18 protein-coding genes are annotated in these 18,405 nt (G+C 72.2%); 13 read left to right on the top strand and 5 right to left on the bottom strand.

Annotated features, from left to right (window positions below):
* A partial coding sequence (locus tag ACIRRY_RS11420; protein ID WP_403970785.1) for a transposase occupies nucleotides 1-747 on the bottom strand: 747 nt, incomplete at its 3' end.
* A 245-nt stretch (nucleotides 748-992) separates the two neighbouring features.
* Here ACIRRY_RS11420 and ACIRRY_RS11415 point away from each other — a divergent pair.
* The 5 genes from ACIRRY_RS11415 to ACIRRY_RS11395 all read left to right on the top strand — a co-directional run bounded on the left by ACIRRY_RS11415 (nucleotide 993) and on the right by ACIRRY_RS11395 (nucleotide 6,212).
* Nucleotides 993-1,547, top strand: coding sequence for a methylated-DNA--[protein]-cysteine S-methyltransferase (locus tag ACIRRY_RS11415; protein WP_403970782.1), 555 nt, complete (start codon nucleotides 993-995; stop codon nucleotides 1,545-1,547).
* 94 nt (nucleotides 1,548-1,641) lie between these two features.
* Nucleotides 1,642-2,943, top strand: coding sequence for an MFS transporter (locus ACIRRY_RS11410; protein WP_403970779.1), 1,302 nt, complete (start codon nucleotides 1,642-1,644; stop codon nucleotides 2,941-2,943).
* Between the two features lie 70 nt (nucleotides 2,944-3,013).
* Nucleotides 3,014-4,246, top strand: a complete 1,233-nt coding sequence (gene fdhA, locus ACIRRY_RS11405; protein ID WP_403970776.1) for a formaldehyde dehydrogenase, glutathione-independent — start codon at nucleotides 3,014-3,016, stop codon at nucleotides 4,244-4,246.
* A 143-nt stretch (nucleotides 4,247-4,389) separates the two neighbouring features.
* Nucleotides 4,390-5,301 carry a pseudouridine-5'-phosphate glycosidase gene (locus ACIRRY_RS11400; RefSeq protein WP_403970773.1) on the top strand — a complete coding sequence of 304 codons (912 nt, stop codon included), beginning with the start codon at nucleotides 4,390-4,392 and terminating at the stop codon, nucleotides 5,299-5,301.
* Complete coding sequence (locus ACIRRY_RS11395; protein ID WP_403970770.1) at nucleotides 5,298-6,212, top strand: carbohydrate kinase family protein; 915 nt, start codon at nucleotides 5,298-5,300, stop codon at nucleotides 6,210-6,212. The genes ACIRRY_RS11400 and ACIRRY_RS11395 overlap by 4 nt, the downstream gene beginning before the upstream one ends.
* Before the next feature lie 154 nt (nucleotides 6,213-6,366).
* On the opposite strand, the gene ACIRRY_RS11390 is transcribed toward ACIRRY_RS11395, so the two are convergent.
* Nucleotides 6,367-7,161: a methyltransferase domain-containing protein gene (locus tag ACIRRY_RS11390; RefSeq protein ID WP_403970767.1), complete on the bottom strand. Its 795-nt coding sequence runs from the start codon at nucleotides 7,159-7,161 to the stop codon at nucleotides 6,367-6,369.
* A 282-nt stretch (nucleotides 7,162-7,443) separates the two neighbouring features.
* Between ACIRRY_RS11390 and corA the strand changes: the two genes are divergently transcribed.
* Complete coding sequence (corA, locus tag ACIRRY_RS11385) at nucleotides 7,444-8,571, top strand: magnesium/cobalt transporter CorA (protein ID WP_403970764.1); 1,128 nt, start codon at nucleotides 7,444-7,446, stop codon at nucleotides 8,569-8,571.
* 36 nt (nucleotides 8,572-8,607) lie between these two features.
* Here the strand turns inward: corA and ACIRRY_RS11380 are convergent, their stop codons facing one another.
* The 3 genes from ACIRRY_RS11380 to ACIRRY_RS11370 form a co-directional block, all read right to left on the bottom strand.
* Nucleotides 8,608-9,036 (bottom strand): CBS domain-containing protein, encoded by a 429-nt coding sequence (locus tag ACIRRY_RS11380; RefSeq protein WP_403970761.1) that lies wholly within the window; start codon nucleotides 9,034-9,036, stop codon nucleotides 8,608-8,610.
* 214 nt (nucleotides 9,037-9,250) lie between these two features.
* Nucleotides 9,251-9,892 (bottom strand): uridine kinase, encoded by a 642-nt coding sequence (locus tag ACIRRY_RS11375; RefSeq protein WP_403970758.1) that lies wholly within the window; start codon nucleotides 9,890-9,892, stop codon nucleotides 9,251-9,253.
* 17 nt (nucleotides 9,893-9,909) lie between these two features.
* Nucleotides 9,910-10,305, bottom strand: a complete 396-nt coding sequence (locus ACIRRY_RS11370; RefSeq protein WP_403970755.1) for a winged helix-turn-helix transcriptional regulator — start codon at nucleotides 10,303-10,305, stop codon at nucleotides 9,910-9,912.
* A 99-nt stretch (nucleotides 10,306-10,404) separates the two neighbouring features.
* Here ACIRRY_RS11370 and ACIRRY_RS11365 point away from each other — a divergent pair, with 99 nt between their 5' ends.
* The 7 genes from ACIRRY_RS11365 to ACIRRY_RS11335 all read left to right on the top strand — a co-directional run bounded on the left by ACIRRY_RS11365 (nucleotide 10,405) and on the right by ACIRRY_RS11335 (nucleotide 18,399).
* Nucleotides 10,405-11,100 carry an NAD(P)-dependent oxidoreductase gene (locus ACIRRY_RS11365; protein WP_403970753.1) on the top strand — a complete coding sequence of 232 codons (696 nt, stop codon included), beginning with the start codon at nucleotides 10,405-10,407 and terminating at the stop codon, nucleotides 11,098-11,100.
* A gap of 35 nt (nucleotides 11,101-11,135) precedes the next feature.
* The gene (locus ACIRRY_RS11360) at nucleotides 11,136-11,843 is read left to right on the top strand and encodes a DUF2293 domain-containing protein (RefSeq protein ID WP_403970750.1); all 708 of its coding nucleotides are present in this window, start codon (nucleotides 11,136-11,138) and stop codon (nucleotides 11,841-11,843) included.
* Nucleotides 11,844-12,047: 204 nt separating this feature from the next.
* Nucleotides 12,048-12,527 carry a DUF1772 domain-containing protein gene (locus ACIRRY_RS11355; protein WP_403970747.1) on the top strand — a complete coding sequence of 160 codons (480 nt, stop codon included), beginning with the start codon at nucleotides 12,048-12,050 and terminating at the stop codon, nucleotides 12,525-12,527.
* A 145-nt stretch (nucleotides 12,528-12,672) separates the two neighbouring features.
* The gene (locus ACIRRY_RS11350; protein WP_403970744.1) at nucleotides 12,673-14,160 is read left to right on the top strand and encodes a glutamate synthase subunit beta; all 1,488 of its coding nucleotides are present in this window, start codon (nucleotides 12,673-12,675) and stop codon (nucleotides 14,158-14,160) included.
* Between the two features lie 326 nt (nucleotides 14,161-14,486).
* Nucleotides 14,487-16,658: a PEP/pyruvate-binding domain-containing protein gene (locus ACIRRY_RS11345; protein WP_403970741.1), complete on the top strand. Its 2,172-nt coding sequence runs from the start codon at nucleotides 14,487-14,489 to the stop codon at nucleotides 16,656-16,658.
* Complete coding sequence (locus tag ACIRRY_RS11340) at nucleotides 16,655-17,569, top strand: hypothetical protein (protein ID WP_403970738.1); 915 nt, start codon at nucleotides 16,655-16,657, stop codon at nucleotides 17,567-17,569. The genes ACIRRY_RS11345 and ACIRRY_RS11340 overlap by 4 nt, the downstream gene beginning before the upstream one ends.
* 125 nt (nucleotides 17,570-17,694) lie before the next feature.
* Nucleotides 17,695-18,399, top strand: coding sequence for a dual specificity protein phosphatase family protein (locus ACIRRY_RS11335; RefSeq protein ID WP_403970735.1), 705 nt, complete (start codon nucleotides 17,695-17,697; stop codon nucleotides 18,397-18,399).
* Nucleotides 18,400-18,405: the final 6 nt, after the last annotated feature.

Here is an 18,405-nt window from a genome sequence, read left to right as displayed (position 1 = left end):
GGTGACCAGCAACTGGGCCGCAGTGTCGGGGCCGACTCCGTAGGCGGCACGCAGGCCGGGGTTGTGGACGCTCACCACGCTGTCCAGGGCCTTGACCAGGTCCTGGTGCCCGGCTGTCAGCTCCTTGACGCGTCGGGCGAGGCTTTTGAGCGCGGTGAGGACCGCGGTGTGGACCGCGTCACCGACCGGCCTCAGCCGGGCGATGGTGTCGGTGCGGTCCGTTCCCTTGAGCCGGCCGTACTTGGCCCGGATGATCTCGGGAGCAGTGATGAGAATGCTGCCGATCTGGTTCAGGGCGGCGGTGCGGGCCTTGACCGCGGAGCGGGCGGCGTTGTGCAGAGCGCGTATCCCCGCCACGGTGTCGTCCTTGGGGACGCTGGAGGCCCGTCCGGACAGGGAGGCGCGGGCGGCGGCGTAGGCGTCGACGGGGTCGGACTTGCCGATGCGGCGGCGTTCGGCCCGGTCGGGCCGGTTGACCTCGACGACGTGCTGCCCGTGTGAGATCGCGGCGCGGGTGAAGCCGGCTCCGTAGGAGGCGGTGCCTTCCACACCGATCGCGATCACATGGCCGTGGGCGTTCAGGAACGCCAGAGCCGCGGCGTATCCGGCGACGGTGGTGGTGAACTCGGCGTCCGCGAGATGGCCGCCGTTGTCGCTGATGACCGCGACGTGAAGGGTGTCGGCATGGGAGTCGACCCCGCCGAACACATCCTGGTCCGCTGTGTCTGGTGCCGCCGCCGATGTCATGCTGATGGTGCCTTCCTTGCCGGAGGTGGGCACCGGCCGGGTGGCGCAGACAGGACATTGAAGGGGCTTCTGACCAAGCTCCTATCAGGTCATGTTCCGCCCGGCCGGAGCCATGAGAACAGGTCCCGGCGGCCGGACAGAACAACTTGAGGACAGCCCAGCAGGACGTCAGTCAGTGCCCGAGCCACAGCCACCGGAACCTGAGTACCAGCATCAATGTCAGTGCCGGGTCGTACGGTGGGCGCATGGACAGCCATGGGCAGAACGAGCAGCGGGTGGTGTGGACCGTCGTCGGCACCGACATCGGTCCCCTGCTGCTGGCCGCGACACAGGACGGCCTGATCAACGTCGTGTTTCACGCGACGGACGCGGTGCGCGACAGGACACTCGACCGACTGGCGTCCCGGCTGGGCACCGAGCCGGTCGAGGCGCCCGACTCGCCCCTGCTGGCCGAGGCGATACGTCAGTTCGAGGCCTACTTCGCCGGTACACGGCACGCCTTCGACCTGCCGCTCGACTGGTCCCTGATCTCCGGCTTCAACCGGCAGGTGCTGCGCGAGCTGGCGGCCGGCGTTCCGTACGGCTCGGTCGTCGGGTACGGCGATCTGGCCGGACGGGTCGGTCAGCCGCGCGCGGCCCAGGCGGTGGGGGTGGCGATGGGGTCCAATCCGCTGCCGGTCGTCGTGCCGTGCCATCGGGTCGTCGAGAGCGACGGCGGTATCGGCGGGTTCGGGGGCGGCCTGGAGACGAAGAGGAAGCTGCTGGCGCTGGAGGGTGTGCTGCCCGAGCCGTTGTTCTGAGGATTCGGGCGGACAGGGAGCAATCGGGGGGCGTTGTGCAGGTGAGGACCGGCTTCGGGTACGCGTGCGGTCGCGGCGGTACCGGGTGCGCGCGGTGACCGCCGTGGAGGAGCGAGCCGTCACGGCCGACCGGCTGCCCGCGCTGCGGCGCCGGATCTCCGGTGTGCTGATCGCGACCCAGATCCTGGGCGGGCTCGGCGTCGCCACCGGGGTCGCGCTGTCCGCCGTACTGGCCAAGCAGGTCAGTGGGACCGAGTCGCTGTCCGGGCTGGCGCCCACGGCGACGGTCACGGGCACGGCGGTGCTGTCGATGCCGTTCGCCGCGCTGATGACGGCGCGCGGCCGGCGTCCCGGGCTGGTCCTCGGGTATCTGGTCGGGGCGCTGGGAGCGGGTGTCGTGGTGCTCGCGGCGAGCATCGGGAGCTTTCCGCTGCTGCTGGGCGGCATGGCCTGCTTCGGGGCGGCCTCGTCGGCGAATCTGCAGTCCCGGTTCGCCGCCGCCGACCTGGCCGAGCCGGAGCAGCGGGCCCGGGCCATCTCCCATGTGGTGTGGGCGACGACCATAGGGGCGGTCCTCGGACCCAACATCGCCGCGCCCGCGGGCCGTAGCGTCTCCGGGCTCGGGATACCCGCGGCGGCGGGCCCCTTCCTGTGGGCGGGCGGGATCTTCCTGGTCGCCGCGGTCGTGGTCGCCGTACTGCTGCGGCCCGATCCGTTGTTGACGGCCCGGGCGCTCGCGCCGGACGAGGACCGGTCGCCGGCCGCGCGGTCGTTGCGGGCGGGGTTCGCCGCGGTGGTCGCCTCGCCGCGGGCGCGGCTCGCGCTGGTGACGGTGGCCGTGGTGCACACCGCGATGGTGTCGGTGATGGCGATGACTCCGGTCGAGCTGGGCCACCACGGGGCCGGTATCGATCTGATCGGGCTGGTGATCAGCGGGCACATCGCGGGGATGTACGCGTTCTCGCCGCTGATGGGAAGGCTGTCGGACCAGGTGGGGCGGCTGTCGGGGATAGGGCTCGCGGTAGGGCTGCTGGCCTGTGCGGCGTTCCTCGCCGGTACGGCGGGCGGGAGTCATGGGCAGATCGCGCTGGGACTGTTCGTGCTGGGCCTGGGCTGGTCGGCGGGGCTCGTCTCCGGCTCGGCACTGCTCACGGACTCGGTGCCGCAGCCCGCGCGGGCCGCCGCGCAGGGCCTGTCCGACCTCACCATGAACACCTCGGCGGGTATCGGCGGGGCGGTGGCCGGGCTGGTGGTCGCGGAGGCGGGCTACGGCTGGCTGAACCTCACGGCCGCCTGCCTGCTGATACCCCTGGCCGCGCTGGCGCTGGTCACCCGCTCCCGGAAAAGCCCGGTTTCCGATGCCCCGCGAAGGGTGGCCGGGAGGCCGGGCCGGTAGCAGACTCCGCCATGCGCGCGCACAGCCACTGGCATCCGGGGGATCGGAGCCGAAGGGACGGCGATCACGCATGAGTGGAAGCGGAAACAGGGCAGTCGCGTATCTCAAGCCGGGAGCGGTCGAGGTCAGGACCATCGACCACCCGACGCTTGAACTGCAGGACGGGCCGGGAGTCGCCCCCGCCAATGTCGGCCGCAAGGTCCGGCACGGGGTGATCCTGAAGGTGCTCGCCAGCAACATCTGTGGCAGCGACCAGCACATGGTGCGCGGTCGGACGACCGCGCCCGAGGGGCTGGTCCTCGGACACGAGATCACCGGAGAGGTCGTCGAACGGGGTCCGGACGTCGAGTTCATCGACGTGGGCGACATCGTCTCCGTACCGTTCAACATCGCCTGCGGGCGGTGCCGCAACTGCAAGGAACGCAAGACCGGCATCTGCCTGAACGTCAACCCGGCCCGCCCCGGGGCGGCTTACGGCTATGTCGACATGGGCGGCTGGGTCGGCGGTCAGGCCGAGTACGCCATGGTCCCGTACGCGGACTTCAACCTGCTGAGGTTCCCGGACCGGGACGAGGCACGCGAGAAGCTGCTCGATCTGACCATGCTGTCGGACATCTTCCCGACCGGTTTCCACGGCGCGGTCACCGCGGGCGCCGGGGTCGGGTCCACGGTGTACGTCGCCGGGGCGGGTCCGGTCGGTCTGGCGGCGGCCGCGTCGGCGCAGCTCCTGGGCGCCGCGGTCGTCATCGTCGGTGACCTCAACCCCGAACGCCTCGGCCAGGCAAGGAGTTTCGGCTGCGAGACCGTCGACGTCTCGCGCGGCGACATCGGCGAGCAGATCGCCGAGATCGTCGGTGAGCCCGAGGTGGACGCGGCGGTCGACGCGGTCGGCTTCGAGGCGCGGGCGCACGGCCCGAACGCTCCGGAGGCGCCGGCGACGGTTCTCAACTCGCTGATGGGCGTCACGCGCGCGGGCGGTGCGCTGGGCATCCCCGGGCTGTACGTCACCGCTGACCCCGGTGGGGTCGACGAGGACGCGAGGAGCGGCACCCTGAAGGTGCGGCTCGGCCTCGGGTGGGCCAAGAGCCACCACTTCACGACCGGTCAGTGCCCGGTGATGACGTACCACCGGAGTCTGATGATGGCGATCCTGCACGGGCGCGTGCACATCGCGAAGGCGGTCAACGCGACCCCGATCGCGCTGGAGGACGCACCGGGCGGCTACGCCGAGTTCGACCAGGGCGCCAGCCGCAAGTACGTGCTCGATCCGCACGGGACGCTGGCGGGCGTCAGCCCGGTCTGAGGCCCGGGAGGGAAAACGGGAGCCACGCACGCGTGGCCCCCGTTTTCCATGTCGGGCGCCGATGATGTCTCCCACAGCCCGCGAGGGTTTGACCGGGCACCGAGCCCGCCAGGGATGAGGGGAGACCGAACGACAGGAGGCGCGTGGTGCTGGTGGTGTCCGAGGAAGTACGTGAGGCGATCGACGCGCGTCGACCCGTGGTGGCCCTGGAGTCGACGATCATCGCGCACGGGCTGCCGCGCCCGCGCAATCTGCAGGTGGCGCTGGAGCTGGAGGCGGCGGTACGGCAGGAGGGCGCCGTCCCCGCGACGATCGCCGTGCTGGACGGACGGCCCCATGTCGGCCTGGGCAAGGACCAGTTGGAGCGGGTCGCCAACGAGGACGGGATCCGCAAGCTGGGCCACCGCGACCTGCCGCTCGCGGTGGCGGCGGGGGCCAGCGGGGCGACCACGGTGTCGGCGACGGCGCTGCTGGCGGCCCGGGCGGGCATCCGGGTGTTCGCGACCGGGGGCCTCGGCGGGGTGCACCGGGAGTGGACGGTGACGCAGGACGAGTCCGCCGACCTGGGGCTGCTGGCGTCCACGCGGATCACGGTGGTGTGCGCGGGCGTGAAGTCGATCCTGGACGTGCCGGCGACCTTGCAGCGCCTGGAGACGCTCGGCGTGGCGGTCGCCGGATACGGCACGGACCGTTTCCCCGGCTTCTACCTCTCCGACTCGGGGTATCCGGTGGACTGGAAGCTGGACACCCCCGAGCAGGTGGCGGCCGTGATGCGGGCGCAGGACGCGCTCGACGCCCCGGAGTCGACGCTGATCGTCGCCAACCCGGTGCCCGAGGACGAGCAGTTGGATCCCGACCTGCACGCGCGGGTGCTCGCCGACGCGCTGCACGCGTGCGAGGCGGAGGGCGTCACCGGGCAGGCGGTCACCCCGTTCCTGCTCGGCTACCTCGTGGAGCACACCGACGGTGCCTCGCTGAGCGCCAACCTGGCGGCCGTGCGCGGCAACGTACGGCTGGCGGGGCGGATCGCGGCGGCCTGGGCCGAGGAGGCGTGACGACCGGGCCGGACGGCGCGCTCCTGGTCGTCGGGGACGTCGTCACGGACGTCGTCGCCCGGCATCGGGGGCCGCTCGCCCCGGGCACCGACACGGCCGCCGCGATCCGGACCGTGCCGGGCGGCGCGGGCGCCAACGTGGCGTGCTGGGCGGCCCATTGGGGCTGCGCGGACGTACGGCTGCTCGGTCGGGTGGGTGCGGACTCGGCGGCGTGGCACGAGCGGGAGCTGGTCGCCTCCGGGGTACGGCCCCGTCTCGTCGTCGATCCGGAGGCGGCTACCGGGACGGTGATCTGCCTGGTCGACACGGGGGCGTCGGCCGAGCGGACCTTCCTCACGGACAGTGGCGCGGCCCTGCGGTTCGATCCCGGCGACTGGTCGGACGCGCTGCTCGACGGCGTCGTACGGCTGCATCTGTCGGGCTATCTGCTGTTCTCCGAGCCGAGCCGGGCGCTCGCGGCGGCGGCGATGGAGGCGGCACGCGCGCGTGGGGTGCCGGTGAGTCTGGATCCGGCGTCCACGGGGTTCCTGGTGGAGCTGGGCGTGGACCGTTTCCTCGCGCTCGTCGAGGGGGTGGACGTCCTGCTGCCCAGCCGGGACGAGGCGTGTCTGCTCACGGGGTTGCCCGATCCGGCGGACGCGACGGCCAAGTTGAGCCGCCATGTCCCCCTGGTGGTCACCAAGCAGGGCGCCGAGGGGGCGTTGGTGGCCCACTCCGGCAGGGTCCACGCACGCGTACCGGCCGAGCCCGCCGTCCCCCTGGACACCACGGGCGCTGGGGACGCCTTCACGGGGGCGTTCCTCGCGACGCTGCTGACGGGCGCCGATCCCGAGAAGGCGGCGCGTGAGGGGTGCCGGGCCGGGGCCCGGGCAGTGGAAGGAGTGGGGGGACGGCCAGTGGGACCCGGCTGACGGACATCCGTGTCGAGGCGCTCGCCGGCAACCGTCTCCGCACACCCGGACCGACCGCTCTCCTCAGCCGCACGCCCGGACCGACCGCTCTCCTCAGCCGCACGCCCGGACCGACCGCTCTCCTCGCCGCTCGGCACCAACTCCCGCCCCCCGTCTACCCCTTCCGTCCCCACGCCGAGATCATCGGAGCCGTCGCCAGATCCATCGCGCCGGAGGCGACATTGGCCAGGTGGCGGTCGATGTCCTCGTTCGTGGCCAGGCCCGCCGTGACGAGTTGGTCGCGGATCTGGCGGACCGTGGCGGATTCCAGGGCGGCGCAGGCCGGTGAGGTGACCGGGAAGTACGCGTCGGCCTCCACGCGGCGCAGGCCGGCCTCGCGGAGCAGGCGCGGGAGTCTGCGGCCGTAGGAGAGGTCGGCGCCGCGGGCGGCGAGGAGTTCGCGGAAGCCGTGGCGGAGGCGGTTCGCGAGTTGCTGCTCGGGGCCGTGTTCGTCGGGGCAGAGCAGGGGCTGGAGGGCGGCGTCGGCGTCCTCGATCAGGAGGCGTCCGCCGGAGCGCAGGGACTTGATCATCGAGTGCAACGCCCGTTCCCGGTCCGGGACATGGACGAGGACCAGTCGGGCGTGCACGAGGTCGAAGCCCTCCCCCGGCGGTTCCTCGGCACCCACGTCATGGACACGCACCTCGATCGGCGGGCGGGCCACCGAGGCGACCTGGGAGGTGTCGATGTCGGTCGCGACGACCTTCCCGGTCGGTCCGACTTTCTTGGCCAGCCAGGACGCCACCGAGGTGCCGCCGACGCCGACCTCCCAGACCCGCCAGCCGGGTCCGACGCCGAACCCCTCCAGGTGCCGGAACGTCGTGGGGTCGAAGAGCGTGGCGAAGGCGTCGAAGCGCTGTCCCGCCTCGGACTGCCGGTTGTCGAGGAGATACCCGTCGGATCGCGTCATGCCGCGATCATCCCAGTTGCCCCGCTTGTCGACAGGGGGCGACGCTCCGGTTCCGCACCCCCTTGCCACGGCCGTGCGTCCGCTCGGACACGGTTCACGCACGGCTCACGCACCGCTTCGTCCACAGCGGGAAACAAGACACGCTCACGGCTTCGTCCACAGCGGGGAACAAAGCGGAGGATTCCGTTCCCACAGGCTTACCCACCGCTCACGTCGGCCTGGCAAACTGGCACGCCAAGGCGCAGAAATGCGATGCGAGGGGATCCACCCAAGGAGATCCGGATGTCCATGGCAGGGAATCTTCGGAAGGTCACGGGCCTGGGCAGGGTCAGCGGCCTCCGCAAGGTGGCGCGGCTGGCGCGGCGGCGCCCGCGGGTCGACCTGAGCCACCACGCCCGGTCACCGCTGGGCTCCTCGGTGGTGAAGTGCGTCACGTATCAGGACGGCGTCCGGGTCCCGGTCGGCGGCGATCTGGTGGACGCCGTGGAGCGGGTGCGCAAGAAGGACGACGGCTTCGTCTGGCTCGGCCTGCACGAGCCGACGAACGAGGAGTTCGCGGGCATCGCCGAGCTCTTCGACCTGCACCCGCTGGCGGTCGAGGACGCGATCGAGGCTCATCAGCGCCCGAAGGTGGAGCGCTACGGCGAGACGCTGTTCGCGGTGTTCAAGACGGTCTGCTACGTCGAGCACGAGAAGCTGACGGCGACGAGCGAGGTCGTGGACACCGGCGAGATCATGGTGTTCGTCGGCGCCGAGTTCGTCATCACCGTGCGGCACGGACGGCACGGCTCGCTGGGGCCGCTGCGCGAGGAGTTGGAGTCGAACCACCGGCAGCTCGCCAAGGGCCCGGCCGCGGTGCTGCACGCGATCGCGGACCATGTGGTCGACGACTATCTGAGCGTCACGGACTCGGTGCAGGCGGACATCGACCAGGTGGAGACGGACGTGTTCGCGGAGAACGGCGCGCGGGCGGACCCGGGCCGTATCTACCAGCTCAAGCGTGAACTCCTGGAGCTGAAGCGGGCGGTCGTCCCTCTCGGCCGCCCGCTGGAGGAGCTCGCCACCCGGCCGATGCGGGTGATCGGGCCGGAGATACAGGCCTACTTCCGGGACGTCTCCGACCATCTGCTGCGCGCGAAGGAGCAGATCGCGTCCTTCGACGAACTGCTCAACTCGATTCTGCAGGCACACCTCGCCCAGGTGACGGTCGCGCAGAACGAGGACATGCGGAAGATCACGGCCTGGGCCGCGGTGATCGCCGTACCGACGATGGTGTGCGGTGTGTACGGCATGAACTTCGACCACATGCCGGAGCTGCACTGGCGGTTCGGCTACCCCCTGGTCCTCGGCGTGATAACCGTGGCCTGTCTCGCGCTGTACCGGGGCTTCCGGCGCAACGGCTGGCTCTGAACCGTCCGGCAGCCCAGAGCACAGCCGTCCGGAGACTCACCGCATGCCGCTCCGGGCGTACACGCTCTCGACCCAGCCGGCGAGCTGTTCCTCCGTCAGATGCTGGGCCAGGTCGGCCTCGCTGATCATGCCGACGAGGCGCTTCTTGTCGATGACCGGAAGCCGGCGGATCTGGTGTCCCTGCATCTCCTGGAGCACGTCGCCGACATCGGCGCCGACGTCGATCCAGCGGGGTGTGCCCTGGGCCATCTCGCCGGCGGTGATCTTGGCCGGGTCGTGGCCCATGGCCACACAGCCGACGACGATGTCCCGGTCGGTGAGGATGCCGCAGAGCCGTTCGTTCTCGTCGCTGATGGGCAGGGCCCCGACGCCCAGTTCGCGCATCAGCTGAGCGGCGCGGTCCAGGGTTTCATGGGCGGGGATCCACTGGGCGCCCCGGTGCATGATGTCTCCGGCGGTGGTCATGAAGTACCTCCCGGTGCCGGACGGCCGGCGCGGCACAGAACGTTCCGCTAGTCCCGGCGCCCTACATTCTCGCCGCGCGGCGGGGGGAACGCACCCGGACGGTCGCGACTTCCGGCACGGCGGCCGGGAATGCGGAAGCCCTTGGGCGATGCCCTCGGCCCCTCAGTCCTCAGCCCCTCTCAGTCCCTCAGCTCCTCAGTCCTCAGTCCTTGCCCTATCCACCCCACGCCGGATGGCGCGGATCGTCCGCGCGCACCAGGACGTCCGCCGTGCCGGCCGGGTCGGTCTCGTCCTCGTAGCGCTCGAAGGCGGGGAGGGTCCAGTGCTCGGTCTCGGGGGTACGGCGACGCAGGGCGCCCGGTGAGAGGAGGACGTGGACGGTCAGATCGAAGGGGAACCAGTGTCGAAGGAGGAAGGGTCCGTGCAGCAACAGGACGGCGTTGGGCGGGAGTTGGACATAGGGGCTGCGGGTGGCGCGGTCCGCGGCCGGGTCCCACAGATCGGGCAGGACGCGGCCGTCGCCGTCCGGTTCGAGCGGGCCGAAGACCTCGCGCCACAGGGCCCGGGTGTCGAACCAGCCGTCGTAGTACGCCTCGACGTCCTGGCGCCCGTACTCCAGGCGCAGCGAGGCCGGGCGCAGGAAGCCCTCGGTGCCCACGACGAGCGAGGAGCGGCCGCGGGCACGCAACGCCTCCGAGACGCGCTCGGCGAGTTCGCCCGTACGGGCCGCGGGGGCGCCGTCGATGGCGACGCGCGGCCAGGGGCTGCCGTCGGCCGGCTTCAGGTCGAGCAGACGCTCGGCGAGGAGGTCGCCGAGCCTGTCCCAGGTGATCGCTTCCAGTCGCACAGGGCCCATGATGCGGCAGGCCGCGATCAGGGTGTGTCGTGCAGGTGGTTCCGCCGGGCGGCGAGAAGGTGCGGGAGGTGGGTCTCGCTCCAGGCGCGGGCGGCGTCGAGGAGGGGGACGAGGCTGCGGCCGAGCGGGGTGAGGGCGTATTCGACGCGCGGCGGGTTCTCGTCGTACACGGTCCGGGTGAGCAGGCCGTCGCGTTCCATGGCGCGCAGGGTCTCGCTGAGGACTTTGGGGGTAACGGCCTTGAGCGGTATACGGAGTTCGGTGAAGCGACGCGGGCCGCCCTCCAGGCAGCGGACGATCATGCCGGTCCACTTGTCCCCCACCCTGAAAGGCATCGCGGAGGACGGACAGACAGGGTCGAACATGTCGGGGTCGAGCGGTTCCTGCCGTGCGGCGTCCGTCGCGTCGGTCATGTGCCGAGGCTAGCGCCGATACCGTTGAAGTAACCGGGCCCTGGCTCCCTAGCGTGCAGGTCGGGCGGCGAAAAACGCCGCCGGACAAGGGAGTTGGGCATGAGCGGGATCGTGGTCCTCGGGGCCGGTGGGCGGGCGGGGCGGGCCGTCACGGCGGAGGCGCTCGGGCGGGGGTACGAGGTGACGGCCGCGGTGCGGGATCCGGCGCGGTACGCGGACCTCGCGGTCGAGGGCGTCTCGATCGTGCGGGGTGATGTGACCGATGCCGGGTCGGTGCGGGAGGCTGCGGGCGGGGCGGTCGCCGCCGTGCACGCGGTGTCACCGTTCAGCGGGCCCGAGCAGGGCTTCGACTCGCTCGATCCCGACTTCTTCGCCAGGGCGTCCGACGCGTTGCTGGAGGGGCTGGCCGCGGCCGGGGTGCGGCGGCTCGTCGCCGTCGGACTGTTCGCGGACCTGATCGGGGCGGACGGGCGCCCGGTGATGGACGACCCAACGGCGTTTCCGCCGGAGATACGGCCGTTCGCGCTGGCCCACACGGCCGGGCTGCGGCGGCTGCGGGAGGCCGGTGAGGGCACGGCGGTGGACTGGGTGATGCTCACACCCGGCGGTGGACTGGAGCAGGATGCCCCGCGCACCGGGCGCCACCGCCTGGGCGACGAGCGGGTGCCGGAGGGCGCGCCCGGGCTGTCGTACACGGATCTGGCCGTGGCGGTGCTCGACGAGATCGAGACGCCGACCCGGCACCGTACGCGCGTGTCGGTGTTCGTTCCGCGTGATGTACCGGGGAGGACGTAGGAGAGAGGCTCGCAACAGGAGGGAATGCATCTCGTATGGCACCGTTCGCAACTGCCCTGCCCCGCAGTGGACTTCTGGTCGTTCAACCGCTGAGGAAGCGGCACTGTGCCGAGTGTCGTCGGGGGCCGTTGCCGTTGCTGGTCGTCGAGGGCGGTGTGCCGCGGTGTCTCGACTGCGTGGATCTCGGGCATCTGGTGTTCCTGCCGCGCGGCGACACCGCGCTGACGCGCAGGGCGCGGGAGGAGAGCGCGCTGTCGGCGGTGGTCGTACGGTTCAACCGGCGCCGGAGCCGGTACGAGCGGCAGGGCGTCCTCGTCGAGGAGGCCGGGCTCGCGCGGGCCGAGCGGCGGTGCCTCGCGGACGCGGAGGCTCGCCGGCGCCGCCGGGCACGGGACGCGGGGCGGCGGGCCGCGGCGGACGTGCGGTTCGCGGAGGCGTTCGCGGCGGAGATACGACGCCGGTTCCCCGGCTGCCCCGAGGCGCGGGCCCGGGCCGTCGCCGCGCATGCCTCGGCGCGGGGCAGCGGGCGGGTGGGGCGGAGTGCGGCGGGGCGGGCGTTGTCCGAGGCCGCGGTGGTCTCGGCGGTGGTGGCATCCGTACGGCATGTGGACACGCCCTACGACCAGTTGCTGATGAGTGGGGTGCCGCGACATGAGGCACGGCGACGGATCTCGGCGGGCGTGGACGGGGTGCTGCGGGTGTGGAGGGAGGGACAGGCGGGGGCGGAGGCTGAAACCGGGTGAGGAGGTCGACGGGGTGCCCCACCGTCCCGACGTGCCCCCATGCTGCCGACACATCGACGTGCCGTCCGCCCGCGAGCCACATGGACGTTCGCGTATGCCCCGGCGATTCTCGGCCATGGCTACCGGTGCGGGAGCGGGCTTGACTTGTCTCGGTAAGGGGTGGTGGGCAGGATCTCGGCTCTACGGGCGGGAGTTGATGTCGGCATGATCGGTGAACCGTATTTCACGATGACGGTTCTGGGGGTGCTCGCGACCGGGGTGATGGCCGGGGTGTTCTGTGCCTTCTCCGTGCTGGTCATGCGGGGGCTGGCCGAGTTGCCGCCGGCGCAGGGGGTCGCCGCGATGAACGCGATCAACAGGGCGGCGATGACGCCCGTCTTCATGCTGCTGTTCGTCGGTTCGGCGGTGCTGTGCGCGGTGATCGCGGTGGTGACGTTCGTGCTGTGGCCGGATCAGGGGACCGTGGAGCTGCTGCTGGGCAGCGCGCTGTACCTGTTCGGTTCGTTCGGGCTGACCGTCGTCGTGAACGTGCCCCGCAACGAGGCGCTGCTGAAGCTGGACCCGGGCACACCGGAAGCCGCCGCGTACTGGCCGTCGTACGTACGCGAGTGGACGATGTGGAACCACGTCCGCGCGGTCGCCTCGGCCGCCGCCGCGCTGGTCTACATGCTGGCTCTCACCTGAGAGAAGCCGGTGTGCGCGCCGCCTCCCACCTGAGGGAAAGCCGTCTCGCCCACTCTGCGCGCCCGGCCGAAGGGCCTTATCGTGGCTGAAAGAGTGCCGCCCGATGACGCACGGCCTGTCGCACGCGGACGCGAGGAAGACGGCCATGGCCGATCCCAAGGGTTTTATGACCACTCCCCGCGAGGAGTGGCCCCGCAGGCCCGTCGAGGAGCGGGTGCGGGACTGGGACGAGGTGTATGTCCCGGGCGCGCTGCTGCCGATCGTCACCCGGCAGGCCGACCGGTGCATGGACTGCGGTGTCCCCTTCTGCCACGACGCCTGTCCGCTCGGGAACCTGATCCCCGAGTGGAACGATCTGGTCAGCAGGGACGACTGGCGGGCGGCGGCCGACCGGCTGCACGCGACGAACAACTTCCCCGAATTCACCGGGCGGTTGTGCCCGGCGCCGTGCGAGGCGGGGTGTGTGCTCGCCATCAACCAGCCCGCCGTCACCATCAAGAACGTCGAGGTGGCCATCGCGGACCGCGCGTGGAGCGACGGTTTCGCGCCACCCAGACCGCCGGACCGGTTGTCCGGGCGGACGGTCGCGGTGATCGGTTCCGGGCCCACCGGCCTTGCCGCGGCACAGCAGTTGACGCGGGCCGGGCACACGGTCGCGGTGTACGAGCGGGACGACCGGCTCGGCGGGCTGATGCGGTACGGCATCCCCGAGTTCAAGATGGAGAAGCGGCATCTGGAGCGGCGGCTGGGGCAGATGCGGGCCGAGGGAACCAAGTTCCGTACGTCGACGACGGTCGGCCGGGACATCGGCGCGGCCGAACTGCGGGCGCGCTACGACGCGGTGGTGATCGCCACGGGAGCGACGGCCTGGCGTGAACTGGACGTCCCGGGACGGCAGTTGACCGGCATCCACCAGGCGATGGAGTATCTGCCGCTGGCCAACCGGGTCTGCGAGGGGGACCTGGCTGCCTCTCCCCTGTCCGCCGCCGGGAAGCACGTCGTGATCGTGGGCGGCGGCGACACCGGGGCGGACTGTCTGGGTACGGCGGTGCGTGAAGGGGCCGCGTCCGTCACCCAGTTGGACATCTACACCCAGCCGGACATCGCGCGCGACGAGGACGCGGAGCCCTGGCCGACGTATCCGAAGATCTATCGGCTCTCGGCCGCGCACGAGGAGGCGCGGGATCTGGAGACGGCCCCGGCGGCGGACGCGGACGCGCGGCTGTTCGCGGCGTCGACGCTCCACTTCGAGGGTGACGAGGACGGGCGGGTGCGGTCCCTGCACCTGGTCGAAGTCGACGCCGGGCGGCGCCCGTTGGACGGTTCAGGACGCAGTCTGCCCGCCGATCTCGTGCTGCTCGCCCTCGGGTTCTCCGGGCCCGACCGGCAGGACGGGCTCATCGATCAACTGCGGTTGGCGATGGCACCGCGCGGCACGATCACCCGGGACGCGGACTTCGCGACGAGTGCGCGCGGGGTGTTCGTCGCGGGGGACGCGGCGCGCGGGCAGTCGCTGATCGTGTGGGCGATCGCGGAAGGGCGGGCGGTGGCGGCGGCCGTCGACCGCTACCTGACGGGGAGTTCCCAACTCCCGGCGCCGATCGGCCCGTACGACCGCCCGATGACGGTATGAGGCACACCGGCATATGTGCTCCTGCTGCCGGATGAGCAGTCGTACGTCCGTGCTCGCACCTGCGGAGGAGGCCGGGCGTACTGCGCCGGTACGAGTCGTCGGGTGTGTTCTCCTCCCGGCTCACGAAATCCTTCGTCGGCGGGCCGGAAAGTGGCTTCCGGCCGACTTGTGGGCCAACGGCGGTGGGATCATCGACGGAGGAGGCGAGTTGTCGTCGGACCCGGGGTGAGGTCCGGCGCGGCGCGTCCCCATCCTTCGTTCCGTCGTCAGGCGCAGGGCCACCCCCGCGCGTCCCCCCTGTTGGCGGTCGGTCCTGGAGGGTGTTGATGACGACGCTCGACGAACGTCATGGTGAGGGCGCGCGGGAGACGGCGGGGACATACCGTCCGGACGCCGCCGTGCCCCTCGATCTCGGTCAACTCACGGCCATGCAGCCCCGGTTCGCCGGTTCCAAGGCGGCGAACCTCGCCCGTGCGGCCCATGCCGGACTGCCCGTGCTGCCCGGGTTCGTGATCCCCGAGAGCGCCGGCGACGACCCCGCCGCCCTGCGCCGCGCCTGGCAGGACCTCTCCGATTCCGGTGCGCTGGCCCTCGTCGTACGGTCCTCCTCGCCGCAGGAGGACACCGAACAGTCGTCCCTGGCGGGCCAGTTCACCTCCGTGCTCGATGTGCGCGGCTGGTCCGACTTCACTGCGGCCGTGCGGACCGTGCTCGATTCGGCGCACCGGCCCGACGGGTCCACCGCGCCGATGGCCGTACTGGTGCAGCCGATGCTGACGGCGCGGGTCGGCGGGGTGATGTTCGGCGCCGACCCCGTCGAGGGGCGCGCCGACCGGATGCTGGTGAGCGCGGTGCGCGGCGGCCCGGACAGTCTGGTCAGCGGTGAACAGGCCGGTACCAACTACTGGTTGAGCCGACGGGGACGGCTGCTGCGCACCGAACCCCCGACCGCCGAGCCGCTGCTCACCCCCTCGGAACTACGGCGGCTGGCGCGGCTCGCGCGTCGGGCACGGCAGCTGTTCGGAGGGCCGCAGGACATCGAGTTCGGGTTCGACGAGAGCGGGGACGGGCGTCGGACAGACGGCAACGGCGCAAGCGGGCGGCTGTGGTTGTTCCAGAGCCGCCCGATCACCGCCATGGCCGCGCGACCGTCGCGCGGGGCACGGCTGCTCGGACCAGGACCGGTCGCGGAGACACTCCCCGAGCAACTCCAGCCGCTGGAGGAGGACTTGTGGGTCGCGCCGATGGCCCGCGGGCTGGCCGCCGCGCTCGACATCGCGGGCAGCGCACCGCGTCGCCTGCTGCGGACGGTACCGGTGGTCACGACCGTCGGCGGGCGAGCGGCGGCCGATCTACGACTGCTCGGGGCGGCCCCGCCCAGGCGCCGATGGCTGGCCCTCCTCAACCCGGCACCCGGAGCACGGCGGCTCGGCGCGGCCTGGCGGGTCGGCCGGCTCACCGCCGCGCTGCCCGGACTTGCCGCGGACCTCGTCGCGGACGTCGACCGCCGGCTCGCCCACGTCCCGGCACCCGGCGGACTTCCCGGCCCCGACCTGGCCGCCGAACTCCGCTGGACCCGCGCGGCCTTGGTCTCCCTGCACGCCCAAGAGGCCCTCGCGGGCGCCCTGTTGCACGAGCCGGGGACGTCCCGCACGGCGGCGGGCGCGGCCCTGACCGCCCTCGCGGAGACCCGGGCCCTGGGCATACCGGACGAGCGGGCAGCCGCCGCCGCGCCGGCCGTCCTGGCCCTCACGGCACCCAGCCTGCGGGGACGCGGGCGCTTGCCTGAGCAGGGCGAATCCCAGCAGGGCATGTCGGCTTCGGGAAACGCCCGGCCGGAACAACGGCCGCTCCCCCAGCCCGAGTCGAGAACACCGGACTCCGTACTCACACCGACGCTGCCCCTCCCCCGCACCCCCTCCCTCCCACCCCGAGAAGCCCTCCGCCTCCGCGTCCGCTGGGTGCACGAGCTTCAGGTCCGCCTCGTACGGGAGGCCGCACGGCGGTCGGGACAGACCCCGGACCGCGTAGGGCTGCTGCGCTGGCCGGAGTTGGCCGCCGTACTCGACGGGGAACCTCTGCCCGGCGATCTCCACGCGCGCGTGCCGCAGGCCGAGTCGGCGCCGTTGCCGGACGCCTTCCGGCTGGCGGACGGCACGGTGGTCGCCGAACGCGGCGAGGGCGCCGGCGAGGGCGAAGGCCGGGGTGTGTCCGGCGGGCGGGCCGTCGGGACGGTCTGGGACGGGTCCGGGCCACGCCCCGCCGACGCCGTTCTCGTCGTCCGCACCCTCGACCCCGCCCTGGCCCCGCTCCTGCCCGAACTCACCGCGCTGGTCGCCCAGACCGGCAGCCCGCTGTCCCATCTCGCGGTACTGGCAAGGGAGTTCGGCCTGCCCGCCGTGGTCGGTACGGCCGACGCGGTACGGCGCTTCCCGCCCGGGTCGCCCGTCACCGTCGACGGCACCACCGGCGACGTACGGACGGGGGACCTTCGATGAGACGGATCGCGTACGTCTTCGGGAGCCTGGCCGCGGCCGGGGCGGGCACGTATCTCGCCGTCTACCTGTACCGCTGGCAGTGGCAGCGCGCCATCCTCTGCGGGATTTTGCTGCTGGTCGTCGAGGTGATGCTGCTCGGCATCGTGCTGCTGGCCCGGCTCACCCGGATCGAGGAGCGGGTGAAGGAAAGTGCCGCCGGGCAGCGTGAGTTGACGGTGCGTCAGGAAGACGTGCTGGCCCGGCTGCGGCAGGCGTCCGTCGAGCGGGAAGGCGCCCGCTTCCGCTGGCTGGAGGACACCGGCGACCGTACGTACGTCTTCGTGCCCGTCCTCATGGTCACCGGGGTGCTGTTGTCCGGGCTGGCCTGGGTGGTGCAGCGGATCGCCACCGCGACCGGACGGCCGGCCGAACGGCGGCTCGCGGGACGACTCGCCGTCCTCGCCGCCCCGGGGCCGGGCGCGGTGGGCGAGTTGGAGGACCGGCCCGCGCCGGGCCGGCGCCCCAAGGGCCGTGTCGTCCGCGTGGCCGTCGTCGGTGTCGTCGGGGCCGCACTGCTCACCGCGCTCGTCGTGGGGCTCGCCGATCTCACCCAGACCCGGGAGCAGAGCGCGAGCGGCTCCGAGGCGACCTCGGTCCTCGTCCAAGTCGACGTGCGGGGCTCGGACATGACGGCCGAACGGCAGGCGCTCGCCGCGCAACAGGTCTGGGAACGCTGCCGGGACTCCACCTCCGTACCGCTGAACCACGCCACGCTCGGCAGCCTCGGCGACGGCATGTTCGCCGGGGTCGTACGGCCCGCGCTCGCCGAGCACGACCGGATGCGGCTGCGCGGCTGCCTGGAGGACACGACCCTCGACCGCGCCCACCTCACGGTGATGGGCATGGGCGACACGGACGCGGACGACGACTGAGACGACGACCGAGTGGAGCACACAGAACACAGCGGACGCCGGCGAGCGAGCCACGCCCCGCCGCGCCACACAATCCAGACGTACGATGCCAAGGCGCCCCTGTCCCCTAGCACCCCGGGTCGCCCATGGCTGCTGTCGTCCCGCACTCACTCCAACTCGCCCCGCCCGCACGCCGATTGCCCAGGCGCGCGATGAGGCTGCTCCTCGCCGTCGCCCTCGGCTATGTCGCCCTGTGGGCCACCGGCGCGCTCGGCATCCTCGCGTTGTCGTCCTGGGCGCGCGCGGAGACCCCGCCACCGCCGGGGACCCGTACCGTGCAGGGCATCCACCACTTCCAACCCGTCGGCACCGAGGGGCAGTTGTGGCGAGGTGCGGCTCCCTCCCCCGGCGGCTACCGGGAGTTGGCCCGCCTCGGCTTCAGCACGGTCGTGGATCTGCGGGCCGAGGACCTGAGCGCGGCGCAGCTCGCCGAACCGCGCAGGGCCGGGCTGGACGTCGTACGAGTGCCCATTCGTGACGGGCAGACGCCGACTCCCGCGCAGGTGGGGCGGTTTCTGGAGGTCGTCGCGGCGGCGGCCGGGCCGGTGTTCGTGCACTGCGGTGCGGGTGTGGGCCGTACGGGGACGATGGCGGCGGCGTATCTCGTACGGACCGGGAAGGAGTCGTCGGCGTGGGCGGTCCGGCGGAATCTCGCCGTCGGACCGCCGTCGATCGAGCAGATCTACTACGCGCTGAGCCTCGGCCCGGGCCGGCCGGAGCAACCGCCGTTGCCGGTGGTCGCCGTCAGCCGGCTGGTGGACGCGCCACGACGCATGCTGTCGTGGTTCTGACACCCA

The sequence above is a fragment of the Streptomyces sp. NPDC101776 genome (genome assembly GCF_044766845.1).
GTDB lineage: Bacteria > Actinomycetota > Actinomycetes > Streptomycetales > Streptomycetaceae > Streptomyces.
This window is presented reverse-complemented; position numbering and strand designations above follow the sequence as displayed.

Bases quoted from the DNA above. Each gene is read 5' to 3' on its own strand.
- ACIRRY_RS11415 (WP_403970782.1), top strand. From the start codon at position 993: ATGGACAGCCATGGGCAGAACGAGCAGCGGGTGGTGTGGACCGTCGTC.
- fdhA (WP_403970776.1), top strand. From the start codon at position 3,014: ATGAGTGGAAGCGGAAACAGGGCAGTCGCGTATCTCAAGCCGGGAGCG.
- ACIRRY_RS11390 (WP_403970767.1), bottom strand. From the start codon at position 7,161: ATGACGCGATCCGACGGGTATCTCCTCGACAACCGGCAGTCCGAGGCG.
- corA (WP_403970764.1), top strand. From the start codon at position 7,444: ATGTCCATGGCAGGGAATCTTCGGAAGGTCACGGGCCTGGGCAGGGTC.
- ACIRRY_RS11380 (WP_403970761.1), bottom strand. From the start codon at position 9,036: ATGACCACCGCCGGAGACATCATGCACCGGGGCGCCCAGTGGATCCCC.
- ACIRRY_RS11375 (WP_403970758.1), bottom strand. From the start codon at position 9,892: ATGGGCCCTGTGCGACTGGAAGCGATCACCTGGGACAGGCTCGGCGAC.
- ACIRRY_RS11370 (WP_403970755.1), bottom strand. From the start codon at position 10,305: ATGACCGACGCGACGGACGCCGCACGGCAGGAACCGCTCGACCCCGAC.
- ACIRRY_RS11365 (WP_403970753.1), top strand. From the start codon at position 10,405: ATGAGCGGGATCGTGGTCCTCGGGGCCGGTGGGCGGGCGGGGCGGGCC.
- ACIRRY_RS11360 (WP_403970750.1), top strand. From the start codon at position 11,136: ATGGCACCGTTCGCAACTGCCCTGCCCCGCAGTGGACTTCTGGTCGTT.
- ACIRRY_RS11355 (WP_403970747.1), top strand. From the start codon at position 12,048: ATGATCGGTGAACCGTATTTCACGATGACGGTTCTGGGGGTGCTCGCG.
- ACIRRY_RS11350 (WP_403970744.1), top strand. From the start codon at position 12,673: ATGGCCGATCCCAAGGGTTTTATGACCACTCCCCGCGAGGAGTGGCCC.
- ACIRRY_RS11345 (WP_403970741.1), top strand. From the start codon at position 14,487: ATGACGACGCTCGACGAACGTCATGGTGAGGGCGCGCGGGAGACGGCG.
- ACIRRY_RS11340 (WP_403970738.1), top strand. From the start codon at position 16,655: ATGAGACGGATCGCGTACGTCTTCGGGAGCCTGGCCGCGGCCGGGGCG.
- ACIRRY_RS11335 (WP_403970735.1), top strand. From the start codon at position 17,695: ATGGCTGCTGTCGTCCCGCACTCACTCCAACTCGCCCCGCCCGCACGC.